General features: G+C 38.9%; 17 protein-coding genes. 9 read left to right on the forward strand and 8 right to left on the reverse strand.

Annotated elements, in window-relative coordinates:
• Window positions 1–21 precede the first annotated feature (21 nt).
• Together lacG and MK396_RS05110 are read left to right on the forward strand one after the other, a co-directional pair.
• Entirely contained in the window at window positions 22–1,428 is a 1,407-nt protein-coding gene (lacG, locus tag MK396_RS05105; protein ID WP_268723867.1) for a 6-phospho-beta-galactosidase, read from the forward strand.
• 41 nt (window positions 1,429–1,469) lie between these two features.
• Window positions 1,470–1,727 carry a DUF3884 family protein gene (locus MK396_RS05110; RefSeq protein WP_125840206.1) on the forward strand — a complete coding sequence of 86 codons (258 nt, stop codon included), beginning with the start codon at window positions 1,470–1,472 and terminating at the stop codon, window positions 1,725–1,727.
• A gap of 104 nt (window positions 1,728–1,831) precedes the next feature.
• Here the strand turns inward: MK396_RS05110 and MK396_RS05115 are convergent, their stop codons facing one another.
• From MK396_RS05115 to nrdH, 5 genes are all read right to left on the reverse strand, one after another.
• The gene (locus MK396_RS05115; protein ID WP_268723868.1) at window positions 1,832–2,599 is read right to left on the reverse strand and encodes a DeoR/GlpR family DNA-binding transcription regulator; all 768 of its coding nucleotides are present in this window, start codon (window positions 2,597–2,599) and stop codon (window positions 1,832–1,834) included.
• Window positions 2,600–2,735: 136 nt separating this feature from the next.
• On the reverse strand, window positions 2,736–3,698 hold the full coding sequence (nrdF, locus tag MK396_RS05120; protein WP_254736064.1) for a class 1b ribonucleoside-diphosphate reductase subunit beta: 963 nt from the start codon (window positions 3,696–3,698) through the stop codon (window positions 2,736–2,738).
• A 3-nt stretch (window positions 3,699–3,701) separates the two neighbouring features.
• A complete protein-coding gene (locus tag MK396_RS05125) occupies window positions 3,702–4,091 on the reverse strand; it encodes a hypothetical protein (RefSeq protein WP_254736065.1) in 390 nt (129 codons plus the stop codon).
• 18 nt (window positions 4,092–4,109) lie between these two features.
• Window positions 4,110–6,269, reverse strand: a complete 2,160-nt coding sequence (gene nrdE, locus MK396_RS05130; protein WP_268723869.1) for a class 1b ribonucleoside-diphosphate reductase subunit alpha — start codon at window positions 6,267–6,269, stop codon at window positions 4,110–4,112.
• An 85-nt stretch (window positions 6,270–6,354) separates the two neighbouring features.
• Complete coding sequence (gene nrdH / locus MK396_RS05135) at window positions 6,355–6,573, reverse strand: glutaredoxin-like protein NrdH (protein ID WP_000259238.1); 219 nt, start codon at window positions 6,571–6,573, stop codon at window positions 6,355–6,357.
• 776 nt (window positions 6,574–7,349) lie between these two features.
• Here nrdH and MK396_RS05140 point away from each other — a divergent pair.
• The 6 genes from MK396_RS05140 (at window position 7,350) to MK396_RS05165 (ending at window position 17,252) form a co-directional block, all read left to right on the forward strand.
• A complete protein-coding gene (locus MK396_RS05140; RefSeq protein ID WP_268723870.1) occupies window positions 7,350–8,570 on the forward strand; it encodes an alpha/beta hydrolase family protein in 1,221 nt (406 codons plus the stop codon).
• A 267-nt stretch (window positions 8,571–8,837) separates the two neighbouring features.
• Window positions 8,838–9,101: a phosphocarrier protein HPr gene (locus tag MK396_RS05145; RefSeq protein ID WP_000146948.1), complete on the forward strand. Its 264-nt coding sequence runs from the start codon at window positions 8,838–8,840 to the stop codon at window positions 9,099–9,101.
• A 5-nt stretch (window positions 9,102–9,106) separates the two neighbouring features.
• On the forward strand, window positions 9,107–10,840 hold the full coding sequence (ptsP, locus tag MK396_RS05150) for a phosphoenolpyruvate--protein phosphotransferase (protein WP_007519770.1): 1,734 nt from the start codon (window positions 9,107–9,109) through the stop codon (window positions 10,838–10,840).
• Between the two features lie 258 nt (window positions 10,841–11,098).
• The gene (locus MK396_RS05155; RefSeq protein ID WP_268723871.1) at window positions 11,099–13,633 is read left to right on the forward strand and encodes a pneumococcal-type histidine triad protein; all 2,535 of its coding nucleotides are present in this window, start codon (window positions 11,099–11,101) and stop codon (window positions 13,631–13,633) included.
• A 186-nt stretch (window positions 13,634–13,819) separates the two neighbouring features.
• Window positions 13,820–14,737, forward strand: a complete 918-nt coding sequence (locus MK396_RS05160; RefSeq protein WP_268723872.1) for a metal ABC transporter solute-binding protein, Zn/Mn family — start codon at window positions 13,820–13,822, stop codon at window positions 14,735–14,737.
• Window positions 14,738–14,744: 7 nt separating this feature from the next.
• Entirely contained in the window at window positions 14,745–17,252 is a 2,508-nt protein-coding gene (locus tag MK396_RS05165; protein ID WP_268723873.1) for a pneumococcal-type histidine triad protein, read from the forward strand.
• A gap of 193 nt (window positions 17,253–17,445) precedes the next feature.
• Here the strand turns inward: MK396_RS05165 and pepT are convergent, their stop codons facing one another.
• Entirely contained in the window at window positions 17,446–18,669 is a 1,224-nt protein-coding gene (gene pepT, locus MK396_RS05170; protein WP_268723874.1) for a peptidase T, read from the reverse strand.
• Between the two features lie 153 nt (window positions 18,670–18,822).
• Here pepT and hemH point away from each other — a divergent pair, with 153 nt between their 5' ends.
• Window positions 18,823–19,917 carry a ferrochelatase gene (gene hemH, locus MK396_RS05175; protein ID WP_268723875.1) on the forward strand — a complete coding sequence of 365 codons (1,095 nt, stop codon included), beginning with the start codon at window positions 18,823–18,825 and terminating at the stop codon, window positions 19,915–19,917.
• A gap of 41 nt (window positions 19,918–19,958) precedes the next feature.
• Here hemH and mscL read toward each other — a convergent pair whose 3' ends face one another.
• On the reverse strand, window positions 19,959–20,339 hold the full coding sequence (mscL, locus tag MK396_RS05180; protein WP_268724025.1) for a large conductance mechanosensitive channel protein MscL: 381 nt from the start codon (window positions 20,337–20,339) through the stop codon (window positions 19,959–19,961).
• A gap of 79 nt (window positions 20,340–20,418) precedes the next feature.
• Window positions 20,419–20,856, reverse strand: coding sequence for a GtrA family protein (locus tag MK396_RS05185; RefSeq protein ID WP_070800312.1), 438 nt, complete (start codon window positions 20,854–20,856; stop codon window positions 20,419–20,421).
• Window positions 20,857–20,868: the final 12 nt, after the last annotated feature.

The raw sequence follows: 20,868 nt of genomic DNA on the forward strand, positions 1-20,868 counted from the left end.
ATTTCTTGAAAGGTGAATCAAATGACAAAAACACTTCCAAAAGACTTTATTTTTGGCGGAGCAACAGCAGCCTACCAAGCAGAAGGTGCTACACATACTGATGGTAAAGGGCCAGTCGCCTGGGACAAATACCTCAAAGATAACTACTGGTACACTGCTGAACCAGCCAGTGATTTCTATCACAAATACCCAGTTGACCTCAAACTTGCAGAAGAGTATGGTGTCAATGGTATCCGTATTTCAATCGCTTGGTCACGTATCTTTCCAACGGGTTATGGGAAGGTTAATGACAAGGGGGTTGAGTTCTATCATAATCTATTTGCAGAGTGCCACAAACGGCATGTTGAGCCCTTCGTGACTCTTCATCACTTTGACACGCCAGAAGCACTTCATTCAAACGGAGATTTCCTGAATAGAGAAAATATTGATCACTTTGTGGATTATGCAGCCTTTTGTTTTGAAGAATTTCCTGAAGTCAACTATTGGACAACCTTTAATGAAATTGGGCCGATAGGAGATGGTCAGTATTTGGTTGGGAAATTTCCTCCAGGTATCCAGTACGACCTTGCCAAAGTCTTCCAATCTCATCACAATATGATGGTGTCGCATGCGCGTGCAGTAAAACTTTTCAAGGATAAGGGTTACAAGGGGGAGATTGGTGTGGTTCATGCCCTGCCTACTAAGTATCCTATGGATCCAGATAATCCAGCAGATGTTCGTGCAGCCGAGTTAGAAGATATCATTCACAATAAATTTATTTTGGATGCGACTTATCTAGGACGATATTCCGAAGAAACGATGGAAGGTGTCAACCATATCTTAGCAGTCAATGGTGGAAGTTTAGATCTGCGTGAAGAAGACTTTGCTGTGCTAGAAGCAGCAAAAGACCTGAACGACTTCCTTGGTATTAACTACTACATGAGTGATTGGATGCAAGCCTTTGATGGCGAAACAGAAATCATTCATAACGGTAAGGGTGAAAAAGGAAGCTCTAAGTATCAGATTAAGGGAGTCGGACGCCGTGTAGCTCCAGATTATGTGCCACGTACGGACTGGGACTGGATTATCTATCCTCAAGGTTTGTATGATCAAATCATGCGCGTGAAGAAAGATTACCCAAATTACAAGAAAATCTACATCACAGAGAATGGTCTCGGATACAAAGATGAGTTTGTGGATGGGACAGTCTACGATGATGGACGGATTGATTATGTTAAGAAACATATGGAAGTGATTGCAGATGCAATCTCTGATGGAGCCAATGTCAAAGGCTACTTTATCTGGTCTCTGATGGATGTCTTTTCTTGGTCAAATGGTTACGAAAAGCGTTACGGCCTCTTCTATGTTGATTTTGAAACCCAGGAGCGCTATCCAAAGAAATCAGCTCACTGGTACAAGAAAGTAGCGGAAAGTCAGATTATAGACTAGTAGAATTAGTAATTAGATATAGAATTCTAGTGAGGCAAAAGATGTTCAAAGATTTTATCCAATCAATTTATGAAAAAGTTTATATTATCAATTTTGATAAATGTTCTCAAATACCTTGTTTGACTAATGAAGAGCTGAAAAATCTTGGGAAATGGTATGTCTCTACCGGTAAAGAATGGATTTGCCATTCAGACTATGAGCTGGAAGAATTTAAAAATATTTTTTTAAATTTTATTCGTCCTGAAGAACGGGATAATATCTCCTTTGATTCAGATTTTATGCCGTTTCAACAATCATAAAGAATCTAGGAAACTCTTTGTAAAAATCTTCATCAAAAAATGCGTCATATCAAGATTCTTATTTTCTTGATATGACGCATTTTATATTTTATCAATCCTCAGTTTTATGGTTTAGAAAGAATAATTTTTGTTTGTTTCGACAGTTCTTCAAATGTCTCCTGACTCAGTTTGGAATCTGAAACGATGGTATCAATTTCTGAGATATTGTAGAAATTGTAAAAATCAAACTTATTAAACTTACTGTGGTCTGCCAGTAAGTATTTTTTATTGGCATTGTTCAAGGCGATTCGTTGTACCTCGCCCTCTTCTTCACTGAAAGTAGCAATTGCCTTATCCTTAATACCATTACAGCTTACAAAAGCTTTAGAAAACTGAAGATTGGTCAAATCCTGTAAGGTAAGTGTCCCTACAAAAGCACCAGTGATAGAGCGATAATTTCCACCAATCAAGATCAAATCTGTTAGTTTTCGTTCGTTTAGGATGAGAAAAACAGGAAGACTGTTTGTTACGACACGAATGTTATCAATAGGGAGCTCACGAGCAAAACATTCTAAGGTTGTTCCTGGCCCGATAAAAATAGTTTCACCTTCGTCAATCAAATGACCTGCAAAACGGCTAATTTCTTGTTTTTCAGCAATCTGCAAGCCTTGTTTTTCGACATTTGAGCGTTCGTTGTTTAATAGAGAACCTGTACGAAGTTTTTCAGCACCACCATGCACACGAACCAGCAAGTCCTTATCTGCCAATTCTTGTAAATAGCGGCGAGCTGTCATATCTGACACATCAAGACTCTCCATAATCTCTTTTACAGTAATAGTGCCTTTTGTGTTTACTGCTTCTAGAATACTATCTAGTTTTTCTTGCTTTAGCATCCTTATCACCTCGATTTCTACTATTATTATCTTACCATAAAACGCTCAATCAATCAAATAAAAAAACAAAATAAAACAAAAACAAAAATACCATGGTTGTTTTAAACAAACCATGATATTTGAATGATTGGCCAAATTAGTCTAAACCGTAGTTGTAATCCTCGTCTTGCATGGCTTCAACTTCACCAAGGAGGTAACCATTTCCGACTTGAGAGAAGAAGTCGTGGTTAGAAGTTCCTGTTGAAATACCGTTCATGATGATAGGATTGACATCATCAGCTGAATCTGGGAAGAGTGGATCTTGTCCTAGGTTCATAAGGGCTTTATTGGCATTGTAGCGAAGGAAAGTTTTAACTTCTTCGGTCCAACCAACACCGTCATAGAGACTTTCAGTATAACCTTCTTCGTTCTCGTAGAGAGTGTAGAGCAGGTCGTACATCCATTCTTTAAGTTTTTCTTGCTCTTCTTCAGGCAATTCGTTGAAACCAAGTTGGAATTTGTAACCAATGTAAGTTCCGTGAACAGACTCATCACGGATAATCAACTTGATAATTTCCGCAACATTGGCAAGTTTGTTATTACCAAGGTAGTAGAGCGGAGTGAAGAAACCTGAATAGAAGAGGAAGGTTTCAAGGAAGACACTGGCAACCTTCTTTTTAAGAGGCGTACCATTGAGGTAGATTTCGTTGATAATTTCAGCTTTTCTTTGTAGGTAAGGGTTGGTGTTGGTCCATTCAAAGATTTCTTCAATCTCAGCCTTGGTATTCAAGGTAGAGAAGATAGAAGAATAGGATTTTGCATGGACAGATTCCATAAATTGGATGTTGTTGAAAACAGCTTCCTCATGCGGTGTTCGGATGTCTGAGCGAAGCGCCTGAACTCCTGTTTCAGATTGCATGGTATCCAAAAGGGTCAAACCACCAAAGACTTTTCCTACTAAGTCTTTTTCCTTGTTTGATAGTTTTCTCCAGTCGTCTAGGTCATTTGACAAGGGGATACGCGTATCGAGCCAGAATTGCTCCGTCAGCTTTTCCCAAGTTGATTTGTCGATGACATCTTCGATGGCATTCCAGTTAATGGCTTTGTAGTAAGTTTCCATAGATTACTTCTCCTTGAAATAATGATCAAGCACCTTATCAATAACATTTACCGCAATAAATATTAGAGTTAATAAGTTAAGTTGGGGAGTGTAGTTAACATCAGTGGTAGAATTTGTAAGTATCATTAAAAATTGTAGTCCGTAAAACCCTAATAAATAACTTATTGGTAACAGCGTAATACGCTGGTCGTTTTTAAATTGTAATGAAAGATGTTTTACAATAGAGTATCCAAAACTTGTTACAGCAATGCACCAAAGATAGAGACTTTGTAGTGTGGTTTTAGGATCTAACGCAATAACAATCGTCATAATAATATAAAACATCAATAGAAAAGCTAGAGTTTCAAAAATAATATAGTTTAAATATTTATCTAGTTTTAATTTTTTATGCATACTTCCCTCCAACAAAGATTAAATCACACAACTTTCACATTGGTTAGCACCAACTTCTCCACCGTCGTCTGTAAAGGTACGGACGTAGTAGATAGACTTTATACCCTTGTTAAAGGCATAGTTACGAAGAATAGACAAGTCACGTGTCGTTTGTTTGTTTTCTTTCTTCCATTCGTAAAGACCTTTTGGAATGTCGCTACGCATGAAGAGAGTGAGTGAAAGCCCTTGATCCACGTGTTCAGTTGCAGCAGCGTAAACATCAATCACCTTACGCATATCCATGTCGTAGGCAGAAGTGTAGTAAGGGATAGTATCTGTTGACAAACCTGCGGCAGGGTAGTAGATCTTACCAATTTTCTTTTCCTGACGTTCTTCGATACGTTGCGTAATCGGGTGGATAGAAGCAGAAACATCGTTGATGTAGCTGATAGAACCATTTGGAGCAACAGCTAGACGGTTTTGGTGGTAAAGTCCATCTGCTTGAACCTTTTCGCGAAGTTCAGCCCAGTCAGCAGCGCTTGGAATAAAGACATCTTTAAAGAGCTCTTTAACACGGTCTGATTTTGGAACAAATTCGCCTGTTACATACTTGTCGAAGTAGCTACCGTTAGCATAGTCTGATTTTTCAAAGTTGTGGAAGGTGATACCACGTTCACGTGCGATATTGTTTGACTCAACCAAGGTCCAGTAGTTCATAAGCATAAAGTAGATGCTTGTAAATTCAATTGACTCAGGTGATCCGTACTCAATCAGTTGTTGGGCAAGGTAACTATGAAGTCCCATAGCACCAAGACCAAAGGTGTGGGCTAAGCTATTTCCGTAGTCTATAGTAGGGACAGCTACGATGTGTGAACTATCTGTAACGAAAGTAAGGGCACGAACCATAGCGCGGATAGAACGACCAAAGTCAGGTGAAGTCATCATGTTGACCACGTTGGTTGATCCAAGGTTACATGAAACGTCTGTTCCCATTTGAAGGAATTCTTGAGCATCGTTGATCAAGCTTGGTTTTTGAACTTGAAGAATCTCAGAACACAAGTTACTCATGATAATCTTACCATCTACTGGATTAGCACGGTTGGCCGTATCAATGTTGACTACATAAGGGTAACCAGATTCTTGTTGCAATTTAGAGATTTCAGTTTCCAAATCACGCGCCTTGATTTTTGTCTTGCGGATATTTGGATTTGCGACTAATTCATCGTATTTTTCAGTGATGTCGATGTAGTTGAATGGCACGCCGTATTCAAGTTCTACAGAATATGGGCTGAAGAGGTACATTTCTTCATTTTTACGAGCTAATTCGTAGAATTTATCGGGTACTACAACACCAAGTGAAAGAGTCTTTACACGAACTTTTTCATCAGCATTTTCTTTCTTAGTGGAAAGGAAAGCGATGATATCTGGGTGAAAGACGTTGAGGTAGACAACCCCAGCACCTTGACGTTGCCCAAGTTGGTTGGAGTAAGAGAAGCTGTCTTCGAAGAGTTTCATAACTGGTACGACACCAGAAGCAGCACCTTCATAACCTTTGATAGGAGCTCCAGCTTCACGAAGGTTGCTGAGGGAAATTCCCACACCACCACCGATACGCGAAAGTTGAAGAGCTGAGTTAATAGAACGTCCGATAGAGTTCATGTCATCAGTTACTTGAATCAAGAAACAAGAGACCAATTCCCCACGACGAGCACGGCCTGCGTTCAAGAAGGAAGGAGTAGCAGGTTGGTAGCGTTGGTGGATGATTTCATTGGCAATATCAGTCGCAATCGCTTCATCCCCGTCAGCAAAGTAAAGTGCATTAAAGAAGACTCGGTCTTCCATGCTTTCAAGGTAATATTCACCGTCATTAGTCTTCAAGGCGTACTGGTTGTAAAACTTATAGGCGGCCATGAATGATTTGAATTGGAAGTTTTGGTCCTTGATAAATTGATGCAATTCTTCCAAAAACTCTGGACGGTATTTCTTGAGAAATGCAGTTTCGATATAGTTGTGTTCAATGAGGTAGTTGATTTTATCAGTGATTGAATCAAAAACCATAGTGTTTGGAACCACATTTTCTTTAAAGAAAGCATCCAAGGCTTCCTTATCTTTATGAAGCATGATTTGTCCATTAACAGGACGGTTGATTTCGTTATTGAGACGGAAGTAAGTCACGTCTTCAAGATGTTTTAATCCCATAAAATTTTCCTTATCTAACCTGATTACAAAAGAAAGGCCTCTAAGTTAGCCCTAGAAGCAATTTCTTCTGGATGATGCACTAAAATTATGCTAACTGTTTTAGTTTTCCTGGTTGGAAACCTGAAAAGATTTCAGTTGGTGTTTGGATAACAGGAGCAGCGCTGAAACCGAGCTCTTTAACTTGATCGATATACTCAGGTTGCTCGTCAAGATTGATCTCACGATAAGCGATATTATTACTGTCCAAGAAACGCTTGGTCATCTTACATTGGACACAGTTATTTTTAGAATAAACGGTTACCATTTTCGTAACTCCTCTTTCAAAATAGATTACTTTCTTAGTATATCAGAAAAAAAAACTTTGTCAAACTTTTTAAACTAAATCTTGTGCTAAAAAGTTACGGTTTTGAAATCAAAACACAAGATATAGTGTTTTTTGAAAACATAAATTTTGATTTCCGTTGAACTATCAAACTTTCTCAAAATAAAAAAACTACATACTGTATATTGGCAATATAAATAGAAGATTTTCAGCAAGCTATCAGAAAGGAAAACGAAGAAAATAGCAAAAATCGTAAGAACAGGAATAAGTCTAGCTGAGATAATGCTTTAACAAAACAGAAACTGTAATATTAATGAAAAAGAAATTCTCTGCACAAGATGTCCCTATATTTTGTGTTAAAATATTTAAAAGATAACTAAAATGAAGATGTTGGATTATACTGCATTCATCCAAATAGATTATGAATTTCGTATTCTTGATAGAGAGTATATGACTGTAATTTTTGGGAAGTATTCGATTTATGTGGTATACTAGTAGTGACCATAGAACTTATAGATAGGTATAAATTTAAAAATGAAGCTATGAAAAGAGTTTATAGCGATTACGATATTTAGGTATGTAGACTATTTAAAAAACATAAAAGACAGTAGATGAGTTAGATAAATGTTGAATATGCAAAAACTATTAGAATAGAGTTATTCACTTTAGAAACTTATACTTACTGTGGATATATATAGTATAATGTTGTTAGGGAAATGGGATTAATAAATGAAAGAACGCAAATCAGGAGGTTCGTGGTGAAAGAAAACAAGGTTATTTTAAAGCGGCAATCTACTCGCGTATTTTTTAAGAATGGGGATACGGATTTTTTCTTTAATTGGTTGCTAGGAATCGGTGAAGTTTTTGGCTTCTCTCATGGAGAGCTGTATTATCTTGCTCAAAAGTTAGGTAATTCACCAAAGCCTGATGACTGGAAAAATGTATTTTTATCGCATGTAAACTATCTTGAACAAGCAGCAAGTAATTCAGGATTGAGTGAACAAACAAAGGCGCAGTATTATCTTGCACAGACCTACTCACTTCGCTCGGCAATCCAGTTTACCGATCCATTTTCTGAAGAGTATTTATCGACCGTTCGTCAAATGGAGAAGGTGTTTTCTAGTGCAATTCATTCACTAGGTGCACCGATTGAAAAATTAACTATTCCCTATCAGAGTTCTTACTTGCCTGGTTATTATCTTCATAGCGGCGATAATTGCCCAACGCTAATCATGATTGGTGGAGGTGATACTTATCGCGAAGATTTATTTTACTTTGCAGGATATCCTGGATGGATACGAAATTATAATGTTTTAATGGTTGACCTTCCCGGTCAAGGGAGCAATCCTAGTAGAGGGCTGGTCTTTGATGTGGATGCTTCTATTCCAATTTCATTATGCATAGACTGGTTGGAAAATAGAAATCCTAAACTAAATTATTTAGCCATTTATGGTGTCAGCGGAGGGGGATATTTTACCGCACAAGCTGTTGAAAAGGATCCAAGAATTCATGCTTGGATTGCTAGTACCCCTATTTACGACGTTGCAGAACTTTTCAGAAAAGAATTTGGATCAAGTTTGAAAGCACCTAGTTGGTTAATAAATGCCATTTTAAAATTAGCTGGAAATTTGAATGAATCAGCAAATTTGAATCTTAAAAAGTATGCATGGCAGTTTGGTACTTCTGATTTTAAGAGTGCTATTGATGATGTATTTAACTATGCAAAGATTGTAGATTATCAAAAAATTCAATGTCCTTGCCTGTTTATAATGGGAAAGGGAGAAGGTACTGAGCTGCAACGACAAACTAAGGTAATTTATGAAGCGCTTAAATCTAAAAATCCGCAAACTAAACTTCAGGTTTTTGAGTCCGAAAGCGGTGCAGATGCTCATTGTCAAGTCAATAATTTAAGACTCGCCCATAATATCGTTTTTGATTGGTTGGGCACTTTATTTGAATGGAATAGATTGAATTTTTAGCCATGCTTACACTACTTAAGTATATCTATTTTAATGTGAGACATCAAAAGATTATTTTACGTCAAGTGGCTAACTAGATAATTCTATACTATTAATAATTAGTGCCCAAATTTCCCATAGTACCTGTATGATAGAAAAAGAAGCAATTTCATTTTCAGTAAAAGTCCATAAAATACTTGAAAAATTATCTAGAAGGTGATATAATACAGTCTTGTAAGGGTTATCACATATAATCCAAATAAGAAACAATTAAAGGAGAGTCGAACTATGGCTTCTAAAGATTTCCACGTAGTGGCAGAAACAGGTATCCACGCACGTCCAGCAACATTGTTGGTTCAAACAGCTAGCAAATTTGCTTCAGATATCACTCTTGAGTACAAAGGTAAATCAGTAAACCTTAAATCAATCATGGGTGTTATGAGTCTTGGTGTTGGCCAAGGTGCTGATGTTACAATTTCAGCTGAAGGTGCAGATGCTGACGATGCAATCGCTGCAATCACTGAAACTATGGAAAAAGAAGGATTGGCATAAGGAAAATGACAGAAATGCTTAAAGGAATCGCAGCATCAGACGGTGTTGCAGTTGCAAAAGCATATCTACTCGTTCAACCGGATTTGTCATTTGAGACTGTTACAGTCGAAGATACAAACGCAGAAGAAGCTCGCCTTGATGCCGCTCTAAAAGCATCACAAGACGAGCTTTCTGTTATTCGTGAGAAAGCAGTAGGTACGCTCGGTGAAGAAGCTGCTCAAGTTTTTGACGCTCACTTAATGGTTCTTGCTGACCCAGAAATGATCAGCCAAATCAAGGAAACAATCCGTGCGAAGAAAGTGAATGCAGAAGCAGGTCTGAAAGAAGTGACAGACATGTTTATCACTATCTTTGAAGGTATGGAAGACAACCCATACATGCAAGAACGTGCAGCGGATATCCGTGACGTGACAAAACGTGTATTGGCAAATCTCCTTGGTAAGAAATTGCCAAACCCAGCTTCTATCAATGAAGAAGTGATCGTGATTGCGCATGACTTGACTCCTTCAGATACAGCTCAATTGGACAAAAACTTTGTAAAAGCTTTTGTAACCAACATTGGTGGACGTACAAGCCACTCAGCTATCATGGCGCGTACACTTGAAATCGCAGCAGTATTGGGTACAAACAACATCACTGAAATTGTTAAAGATGGTGACATTCTTGCCGTTAACGGTATCACAGGTGAAGTGATTATCAACCCAACTGATGAGCAAGCGGCAGAATTCAAGGCTGCTGGTGAAGCTTATGCGAAGCAAAAAGCTGAATGGGCACTTTTGAAAGATGCTCAAACAGTGACTGCTGATGGTAAACACTTTGAATTGGCTGCTAATATCGGTACTCCAAAAGACGTTGAAGGTGTCAATGCCAACGGTGCCGAAGCTGTTGGTCTTTACCGTACAGAGTTCTTGTACATGGATTCTCAAGACTTCCCAACAGAAGACGAGCAGTATGAAGCTTACAAGGCTGTACTTGAAGGAATGAATGGTAAACCTGTTGTCGTTCGTACAATGGATATCGGTGGAGATAAGGAACTTCCTTACTTCGATATGCCTCATGAAATGAACCCATTCCTTGGATTCCGTGCCCTTCGTATCTCTATTTCTGAAACTGGAGATGCTATGTTCCGCACACAAATCCGTGCTCTTCTTCGTGCGTCTGTACACGGTCAATTGCGTATCATGTTCCCAATGGTTGCGCTCTTGAAAGAATTCCGTGCAGCGAAAGCAGTCTTTGACGAAGAAAAAGCAAACCTTCTTGCTGAAGGTGTTGCAGTTGCGGATAATATCCAAGTTGGTATCATGATCGAAATCCCAGCAGCAGCAATGCTTGCAGACCAATTTGCAAAAGAAGTTGACTTCTTCTCAATTGGTACAAACGACTTGATCCAATACACAATGGCAGCAGACCGTATGAACGAGCAAGTTTCATACCTTTACCAACCATACAACCCATCAATACTTCGTTTGATTAACAATGTTATCAAAGCAGCTCACGCTGAAGGTAAATGGGCAGGTATGTGTGGTGAGATGGCTGGTGACCAAAAGGCTGTTCCACTTCTTGTCGGAATGGGCTTGGATGAGTTCTCTATGTCAGCAACATCTGTACTTCGTACACGTAGCTTGATGAAGAAATTGGATACAGCTAAGATGGAAGAGTACGCAAACCGTGCCCTTACAGAATGCTCAACAATGGAAGAAGTTCTTGAACTTCAAAAAGAATACGTTGACTTTGATTAATTGAAAGGTCCTTGCAACTCAGTTGCAGGGATTTTTTGTTTTAAAAATTTGGTGATTGATTTTCAATATAGGATTCTCAAATCAGACTGTTCAGATAGAAGATAGTGTAGAAAACAAAAAAATCATTAACTGGTTCATAAAATTCTTGACAAGTTCCAAATTTAGGAGTAAACTATTAACCAGTTAACTTTTAGAGAGGAGTTTCTGCAATTTAGAAATGAATTGCAACTAGAAATATCAAAAAGAAAGTGAGTTTCAATGAAAATTAATAAAAAATACCTAGCTGGTTCTGCGGCGGCTTTAATTTTAAGTGTCTGTTCTTATGAGTTGGGACTGTATCAAGCCAGAACGGTCAAGGAAAATAATCGTGTTTCCTATATAGATGGAAAACAAGCGGCACAAAAAGCGGAGAATCTGACTCCTGATGAAGTCAGCAAGAAAGAAGGCATCAATGCCGAGCAAATCGTCATCAAGATAACAGACCAAGGCTATGTCACTTCACATGGAGACCACTATCATTATTACAATGGTAAGGTTCCTTATGATGCTATCATCAGTGAAGAGTTGCTGATGAAGGATCCAAACTACCAGCTAAAGGACGAGGATATTATCAGTGAAATCAAGGGTGGTTATGTTATCAAGGTGGATGGAAAATACTATGTTTACCTTAAGGATGTAGCCCATGCCGATAATGTCCGTACGAAAGAAGAAATTAATCGACAAAAACAAGAGCATAGTCAGCAGCGTGAAGGTGGGACTCCAAGAAATGATGGTGCGGTAGCCTTGGCACGTTCACAGGGACGCTACACCACAGATGATGGTTATATCTTTAATGCTTCTGATATCATTGAAGATACTGGTGATGCTTATATCGTTCCTCATGGCAACCATTACCATTACATTCCTAAGAGTGAGTTATCAGCCAGAGAATTGGCTGCTGCAGAAGCCTTCCTATCTGGTAGAAGTGGTCAATCAAATAAGCCTACTTATCGCCGTACCAATAACAACAGTACCAGTAGCGATGTAGATAGATGGATCCCATCCTATAATAATCAAGGCAGTGGCTATACGAACATGAACACATCTAACAACAGTAGCGACGATAGTCAAGCAAGTCAAAGTGATGACATTGATAGTCTTTTGAAACAGCTCTACAAACTGCCTCTGAGCCAACGACACGTAGAATCTGATGGCCTTGTCTTCGACCCAGCACAGATTACAAGTCGAACAGCTAGAGGAGTTGCTGTGCCTCATGGTAACCATTACCACTTTATCCCTTATGAACAAATGTCTGAATTGGAAGAACGAATTGCTCGTACTATTCCCCTTCGTTATCGTTCAAACCATTGGGTACCAGATTCAAGACCAGAAGAACCAAGTCCACAACCGACTCCGGAACCTAGTCCAAGCCCGCAACCTGCACCAAATCCTCAACCATCTCCAAGCAATCCAATTGACGAAAAATTAGTTAAACAGGTGATTCGAAAAGTAGCTGATGGCTATGTATTTGAGGAGAATGGAATCTCACGTTATATTCCTGCCAAGAAGCTTTCAGCAGAAACTGCTGCGGCCGTTGATAGTAAACTAGACAAGCAAGAAAGTTTGTCTCATAAGCTCGGAGCTAAGAAAACCAACCTCCCATCTGGTGATCAAGGATTTTACAATAAGGCTTATGATTTACTAGCAAGAGTTCATCAAGACTTACTTGATAATAAAGGGCGTCAAGCTGAATTTGATGCTTTGGATAAACTGTTGGAACGACTCAACGATGCCTCAAGTGATAAAGTCCAGTTGGTCGATGATATCCTGGCCTTCCTAGCACCGATTCGTCATCCGGAACGTTTAGGAAAATCAAATGCGCAAATTGCTTATACTGATGATGAGATTCAAGTAGCCAAGTTGGCAGGCAAGTATACAACGGAAGATGGCTATATCTTTGATCCTCGTGATATCACCAGTGATGAGGGGGATGCCTATGTAACTCCACATATGACCCATAGTCATTGGATTAAGAAAGATAGTTTGTCTGAAGCTGAAAGAGCGGCAGCCCAGGCTTATGCTAAAGAGAAAGGTTTAACGCCTCCTTCGACAGACCATCAGAATTCAGGAAATAGTGAGGCTAAGGGAGCAGAAGCTATCTACAACCGCGTGAAAGCAGCTAAGAAGGTGCCACTTGATCGTATGCCTTACAATCTCCAACATACTGTGGAAGTCAAAAACGGAAGCTTGATTATTCCTCATTATGACCATTACCATAACATCAAATTTGAGTGGTTTGACGAAGGTCTTTATGAGGATCCTAAGGGGTATACTTTAGAGGATCTCTTTGCGACTGTGAAGTACTATGTAGAACATCCAAACGAACGTCCGCATTCAGATAGTGGATGGGGCAATGCAAGTGACCATGTTCAAAGAAACCAAAATGGTCAAGCTGATAATAATCATACTGAAAAACCATCAGTGGAGAAACCTCGGACAGAAAAACCTGAGGAAGAAAAACCTCGCGAAGAGAAACCGCAGAGTGAGAAACCAGAGTCTCCAAAACCAACTGAGGAACCTGAGGAAGAATCACCAGAGGAGCCAGAAGAAACTCAGGTTGAGACTGAAAAGGTTGAAGCGAAGTTGAGAGAGGCTGAAGATTTACTTGCAAAAATTCAAGACCCCATTATCAAGTCCAATGCTAAAGAAACTCTCACGGGATTAAAGAATAACTTGCTATTTGGCGCCCAGGACAACAATACCATTATGGCAGAAGCTGAAAAGTTGTTGGCTTTATTAAAGGAGAGCAAGTAAAGGTAGAAGCATTTTCTAGATCCTAAAAACAGGATAGGAGATCTAGAAAAGATAAAATCGAAAATGAGAATAGAATGTAAGTTCTAATTCTCATTTTTTTCATGAAAATATCTTGACATATAGTGTAAATAAAGATAAACTATTTACTAGTTAATTAAATGGTTAAATACTAGTTAAGGAGTAACGATGAAAAAAAGAATATTTCTATTATTAGTGGTAAGTCTCTTGGTTCTTGTCTTAGGAGCATGTAGCCAAAAAGAAAAACAAGAAGCAAAAGGGATGAAGATTGTAACAAGTTTTTACCCAATCTATGCCATGGTCAAAGAGGTATCAGGTGACTTGAATGACGTACGGATGATTCAGTCAAGTAGTGGGATTCACTCATATGAACCTTCAGCGAATGACATTGCTGCTATCTATGACGCGGATGTCTTTGTCTACCACTCTCATACGCTCGAATCTTGGGCGGGAAGTTTGGATCCAAACTTGAAAAACTCAAAAGTTAAGGTTTTAGAAGCTTCTGAAGGAATGACCTTGGAGCGTGTACCAGGTTTGGAAGATGTAGAAGCTGGTGACGGCATCGATGAAAAAACACTCTATGATCCACATACTTGGTTAGATCCAGAAAAAGCAGGTGAAGAAGCTCAGATTATCGCTGACAAACTTTCGGAGATTGACAGTACTAATAAGGAAACGTATCAAAAGAATGCTAAAAACTTTATCGCTAAAGCCCAAGAATTGACTAAGAAGTACCAGCCTATTTTTGAAAAAGCGAGTCAAAAGACCTTTGTTACACAACACACAGCCTTTTCTTATCTCGCTAAACGCTTTGGTTTGAAACAACTTGGTATAGCAGGGATTTCCCCTGAACAAGAGCCAAGTCCGAGACAACTAACAGAAATTCAGGAATTCGTTAAAACCTATAAGGTTAAAACCATCTTTACTGAGAGCAACGCTTCTTCTAAAGTCGCTGAGACCTTGGTTAAATCAACGGGAGTTAGTCTAAAGACACTCAATCCTTTGGAAGCAGATCCTGAAAATGATAAAACTTACTTAGAAAACCTTGAAGAAAATATGAATGTTCTTGCAGAAGAATTAAAATAAGGAGATGATGAAAATGAATAAGAAATACCTAGCAGGTTCTGCGGCAGCCTTGATTTTAAGTGTCTGTTCTTATGAGTTAGGACTGTATCAAGCTAGAACGGTCAAGGAAAATAATCGTGTGTCTTACGTTTATGGTAAACAAGCAGCGCAAAAAACAGAGAATCTGACTCCTGATGAGGTCAGCAAAAAAGAAGGCATCAATGCCGAACAAATCGTCATCAAGATAACAGACCAAGGATATGTTACTTCGCACGGCGACCACTATCATTATTACAATGGTAAGGTTCCTTATGACGCTATCATCAGTGAAGAGTTGCTGATGAAGGATCCAAACTACCAGCTCAAGGACGAGGATATTGTCAGTGAAATCAAGGGCGGTTATGTTATCAAGGTAGATGGAAAATACTATGTTTACCTTAAGGACGCATCCCATGCGGATAATGTCCGTACAAAAGAAGAAATCAATCGACAAAAACAAGAGCATAGTCAGCATCGTGAAGGAGGAACTTCAGCAAATGATGGCGCGGTAGCCTTGGCACGTTCACAAGGACGCTACACCACAGATGATGGCTACATCTTTAATGCTTCTGATATCATTGAAGATACTGGTGATGCTTATATCGTTCCTCACGGCGACCATTACCATTATATTCCTAAGAGTGAGTTATCAGCCAGCGAATTGGCTGCGGCAGAAGCCTTCCTATCTGGTAGAAGTGGTCAATCGAATACGCCTACTTATCGCCGTACCAATAACAACAGTAGTAGTTACGATGTAGATAGATGGACTCCATCCTATAATAATCAAGGTAGTGGCTATACGAACACAAACACGGCTAACAACAGTAACAGTAGCGACGATAGCCAAGCAAGTCAAAGCGATGAGGATATTGATAGCCTTCTGAAACAACTTTACGCCTTGCCGCTCAGTCAACGACACGTCGAATCTGATGGACTTGTCTTTGATCCAGCGCAAATCACAAGAAAAACTGCGAATGGTGTTGCAGTACCTCATGGCGACCATTACCATTTTATCCCTTACTCTCAAATGTCTGACTTAGAGCAGAAGATTGCGAGAATGATTTCTGTAAAAGGACAAAATAACGGAAACAACAGGCCATTAAATACTCAAAAGCCAGCAAATAGTACGGTTGAGCATACATTTTTAGGAAATTCAATTAAGGCTTATGGTAAAGGTCTGGATGGTAAACCATACGATACTAGTGATGGATATGTATTCAGTAAAGATTCTATCTATTCAGTTGATAAATCAGGCATTATAGCGAGACATGGAAATCATTTCCATTATGTGGGATTTGGAGAGTTAGAACAATTTGAATTAGATGAAGTTAGCAAGTGGATGAAGGAAAAAGGTCAACCTAATGAGAGTGTTATTCCTTCAGAGAATATGGATAACAAAGAAAAACCAAAATTTGATTCAAAAAAAGTGACTGGTAAAGTGACTAAAGATGGTAAAGTTGGCTATGTTCTTAAAGAAAACGGAAAAGAATACTTCTACTCTCGAGATGAACTTGATCTTACTCAAATTGCTTTTTCTGAACAAGAACTTATGCTTAAGGATCGAGATCATTATCGCTATGATATTGTGGACACAGGGATCAAACCACGATTGGCTGTAGATGTCTCAAGTTTGCCGATGCATGCAGCGAATACCACTTATGATACTGGCACTTCATTCATTATCCCACATATTGATCATATTCATGTTGTTCCTTACTCATGGTTAGAGCCTAATCAAATTGCGACTATTAAATATGTCATGCAACACCCTGAGGTTCGTCCTGAAGTTTGGTCTAAGCCGGGTCACGAGGACTCAGGTTCCGTTATTGCTAATGTGACTCCTCTTGAAAAACGCGCTGGAATGCAGAATTGGCAAATTATCCATTCTGCTGAAGAAGTTCAGAAAGCTCTTGCAGAAGGTCGATTTGCAACTCCAGATGGTTATATTTTTGATCCGAGAGATGTATTGGCAAAAGAAACTTTTGTATGGGGAGACAAATCATTTAGTATTCCAAGAGCTGGAGGAGGTTCATTGAGAAGTATCACTCAATCCGACTTATCAGAAGCAGAATGGAAACAAGCGCAAGACTTAATAGCCAAAAGGATGAAAGAAAAAGAATCCAAAACTGAAACGTCTACGCATACTAATGAAGAATTAAAACCTGATTCAAACAATACTGAAAATAGTGATGAAAATAAGACTGTTGTAGATAAAACTGAGGAGCAACCGAAGAAAAATATAGGGGAAAATGAGACTGGTACAACCAACGAAATTCCTTCAGAAAATAAAGAAAGCTCCAAAGAAGAAAATGACGATGATTTACCAAACTATGGGTTAGATAAAGTAACTTTAAATGAACATATAGAAAAGTTAGCAAAAATTGCACAAATCGATCCTAAGTTTCTAATCTTTCAGCCAGAAGGTGTTCAGTTTTACAATAAAAATGGAGAATTAGTAATGTATGATATTAAGACTCTTCAGCAAATAAAACCATAGTAAGATTTTTGGTGATTGTAATACATTTGAGAGGATATTGTTCTGTTTTGAAAGAATGATATCCTTTTTATTATAGCTTCAAAACAAAAATGTACTGGATATGGTTGATTTTGATAGCAAGAGCAAACCGAGACAAGTGCTCAACCAAACGAATAAAAAGAAAGGCGAAGTAGCTGAGCTACCTCGTCTTTTTTTAGTCTTTATAAGATACAATGCCAATGATGGTATCCACCGCACGCTCCATAGTCTGAAGGCTGACGTATTCAAAACGTCCATGCATGTTTTCCCCACCCGCAAAGATATTTGGAGTTGGGATTCCCATAAAGGAAATCTTAGACCCATCTGTCCCACCGCGGATTGGTTCGATAATAGGCGTAATCCCTAGATCTTCCATAACAGCTTTAGCAATAGTAACGGGTGTCATATCTTTTTCAATGACTTCCTTCATATTGTAGTACTGGTCTGTCAGAGTCAAGCTAACGCGATCATTCCCAAGCTCTCGATTCATCTTGTCAGCGATAGACTGCATAGCTGCTTTACGCGCTTCAAATGCATCTTTTTCAAAATCACGAATGATATAGCTTGCACGCGCCTCCTCGACACCACCTGACACATCCATAAGATGATAGAAACCTTGGTAACCTTCTGTCAGTTCAGGACGATCATTCTCAGGAAGTTGATTATGAAAATCAATTGCTAACTGAAGGGCATTGACCATTTGACCTTTGGCAGTACCAGGGTGAACATTGCGTCCTTGAAAATGGAGTTCAGCAGCTGCTGCTGAGAAAGTCTCGTACTGAAGCTCACCTAGAGGACCACCATCAACAGTGTAGGCAAAGTCAACATCAAAATCTTCTGCATCAAATTGATTAGCACCGACGCCAATTTCTTCATCGGGACCAAAACCAACTCGAATTTCACAATGCTTGATTTCGGGATGAGCTGTCAAATATTCGATAGCAGTCATAATTTCAGCAATCCCTGACTTGTCATCAGCACCTAGCAAGGTCGTGCCATCTGTTGTGATAAGCGTTTGACCTGGATATTTTTCAAGGCTCTTGAAATCAGCGGGATCCAGTTTAAATCCAGAATTACCTAAGTCGATAGATCCGCCATCGTAGTTTTCAATCACCTGTGGATTAACTCCCTCAGCATTGAAATCAGCTGTATCCATGTGGGAGATAAATCCAATCTTACGTGTCAGGCTGGGATCATTAGCTGGTAAGGTACCAATGGCAAAACCATTTGGAAGGTAGTAGACGTTTTGCAGACCGACACGCTTCATTTCGGGAAGAAGAACAGTGGTCGCAAAATCTACCTGGCTCTGCGTACTTGGAGTAGTAGTAGAGTGTTCATCAGAACGCGTGTTGACCTTGACGTAGGTCAGAAAACGTTCCAAAAGGTTCGGATAAGACATAAAAACTCCTTTAATAATCATTTTTTTCATTGTATCATAGAATAGAGAGAAAGACAAAGAGAAGTAAATAAAAATAAAATGAATGAAAGCGTTTATTTATGATATATTTCATGGTAGAATGGTAATTGAAAAAAACATCACAAGGACATATCAATGAAAAAAGCAATTTTAATGATGACATTCGGTTCGCCAGAAGAGATTACCTTTGAAAGTGTGGCGGATTTTTTTACCAATATTCGTCGTGGAGTTAGACCCCAAGACCACGAAATCCAGACTCTCTATGACAACTATGTTCGTATCGGTGGGACGCCTTTGCAGCGGATTACACATGAGGAGGTCAATTTAGTCAAAGAACGTTTAGGGGAGGAGTACGGTATCTACTTTGCCAACAAATTTTCTCGTCCCTTTATTCCAGATGTGATCAAGCAGATGGAGACTGATGGCATTGAAGAATGTATCTGTTTGATTTTGGAACCTCATTATTCTTTTTACTCAGTCATGGGGTATGAGAAGTTTTTGGAAAGCCAGCAGATCCGATTTTTAGTTATTAAGGACTGGTATCAACAACAGCCTTTGCTGGACTTCTGGACAGATGAGATTAGAAAAATTTTACGAAACCATGTGGGAGAAGAATCCTTCAAGGTAATCTTTTCAGCTCATAGCGTCCCCATTTTTGCCTTGGACTTTGGAGATCCTTATATCGATCAGATTTTCGATAATAGCAAGCTCATTGCTGAACAACTCGGCCTAATGACAGACCAGTATACCAATACTTGGCAGAGCGAAAGCGATATTGGAATTCCTTGGATTAAGCCAGATGTCTTAGAATATTTACGAGAACAAAAGCAACATCCAGAACATTATATTTTTGTTCCGATTAGCTTTATCAGTGAGCACATCGAAGTCTTGTTCGATAATGATGTGGAATGTTATGATTTGTGTCAAGAATTAGGTGTCACTTACCATCGTCCACCGATGCCCAATACGGATAGCCGTTTAATTGACGCTTTAGTTGCTACTGTAAGAGCCAACGAACACAAAGAATTTAAAGCTTTTCTCCCAGAAGAAGAAACCTTTGATGAGTTAGCGCCTTCGGCAACTACCAAGGACATTATGGAGGAGACAGACGACCTTCAGATGCCAGAATTTGTCAAAAAACTCATTGAGAAAAAAGGCCGTGAAAATGTGAAGATGCCATACTTAATTAAGAAAATGCTCGAAAAGGCTGGTAAGTTACCAAAAGAGTAAAGAAAAAAGGATTTAGCTTTAAGCTAGATCCTTTATCTGTCTTATTTTTTTTCAAGAAGAGCTTTGATTTCTTGAAGAACTTCAAGTTCAGTTGGAGCAGCAGGAGCTTCCTCAACCACTTCCTCTTTCTTACGAAGTTTTTGAGCTTTTTCAATACCTTTGATAACAAAGAAAAGAACTGTACCCACAACAAGGAAGTTAATAACAGCGCTCAAGAAGCTACCGTAACCAACACCATTCCATGCAAGCTCAGCGATGTTTTGTACTTTCGCAGCTTCCAAAGCTGGGTTCAATAGAAGTGGAGTGATGATATCGTTAACAAATGAAGTAACGATAGCACCAAATGCAGAGGCAATGATCACACCGACAGCAAGGTCAACGACATTACCACGAAGCAAAAATTCTTTAAGATCCTTTAACATTTTCATAAATTCCTTTCCTAATTTTCTAATTTATTATATCCTAAATTGTGACAAAAAGCAACTTGAACGCTCAAAGTGGTCAGTTGTTCCCTTTAAAAATATAGATTTTACTGAAAATATAGTTTAAAATGATGATCAAGATTTGTGCTAGGATAGTTTCAATCGTATTAACTCTATCTATATTAAATTCGACAAACTGGCCAATAATGTCAGGAAAGGTTGTAACAAAGATATAAGTTAAAAGAACGTCAAGACCAAGAGTAGAAAGACGAGCTAAGAAAAACTTAGCCAGGCGGGTTGGCCAATTCCTTCTCTCTTGTTTAAAGACGATTGTATCATTTGTGAGAAAGGCAAAGAGAATCCCGATAATATTAGCGAGGGCAGTTGCGAGGATTTCCTGGTGGCTGATATGGTAAATAACCAAACGCGATACAATAGAAACCAGAGTAGTAGCACTACCAAAAAATAGGTAGGAGAGAATCTCGTTATCAAAGAAAGCTTTTATTAGTCTTTTCATGATTTTAGTATA

This window comes from Streptococcus oralis (assembly GCF_026782235.1).
Taxonomy (GTDB): domain Bacteria; phylum Bacillota; class Bacilli; order Lactobacillales; family Streptococcaceae; genus Streptococcus; species Streptococcus oralis_CC.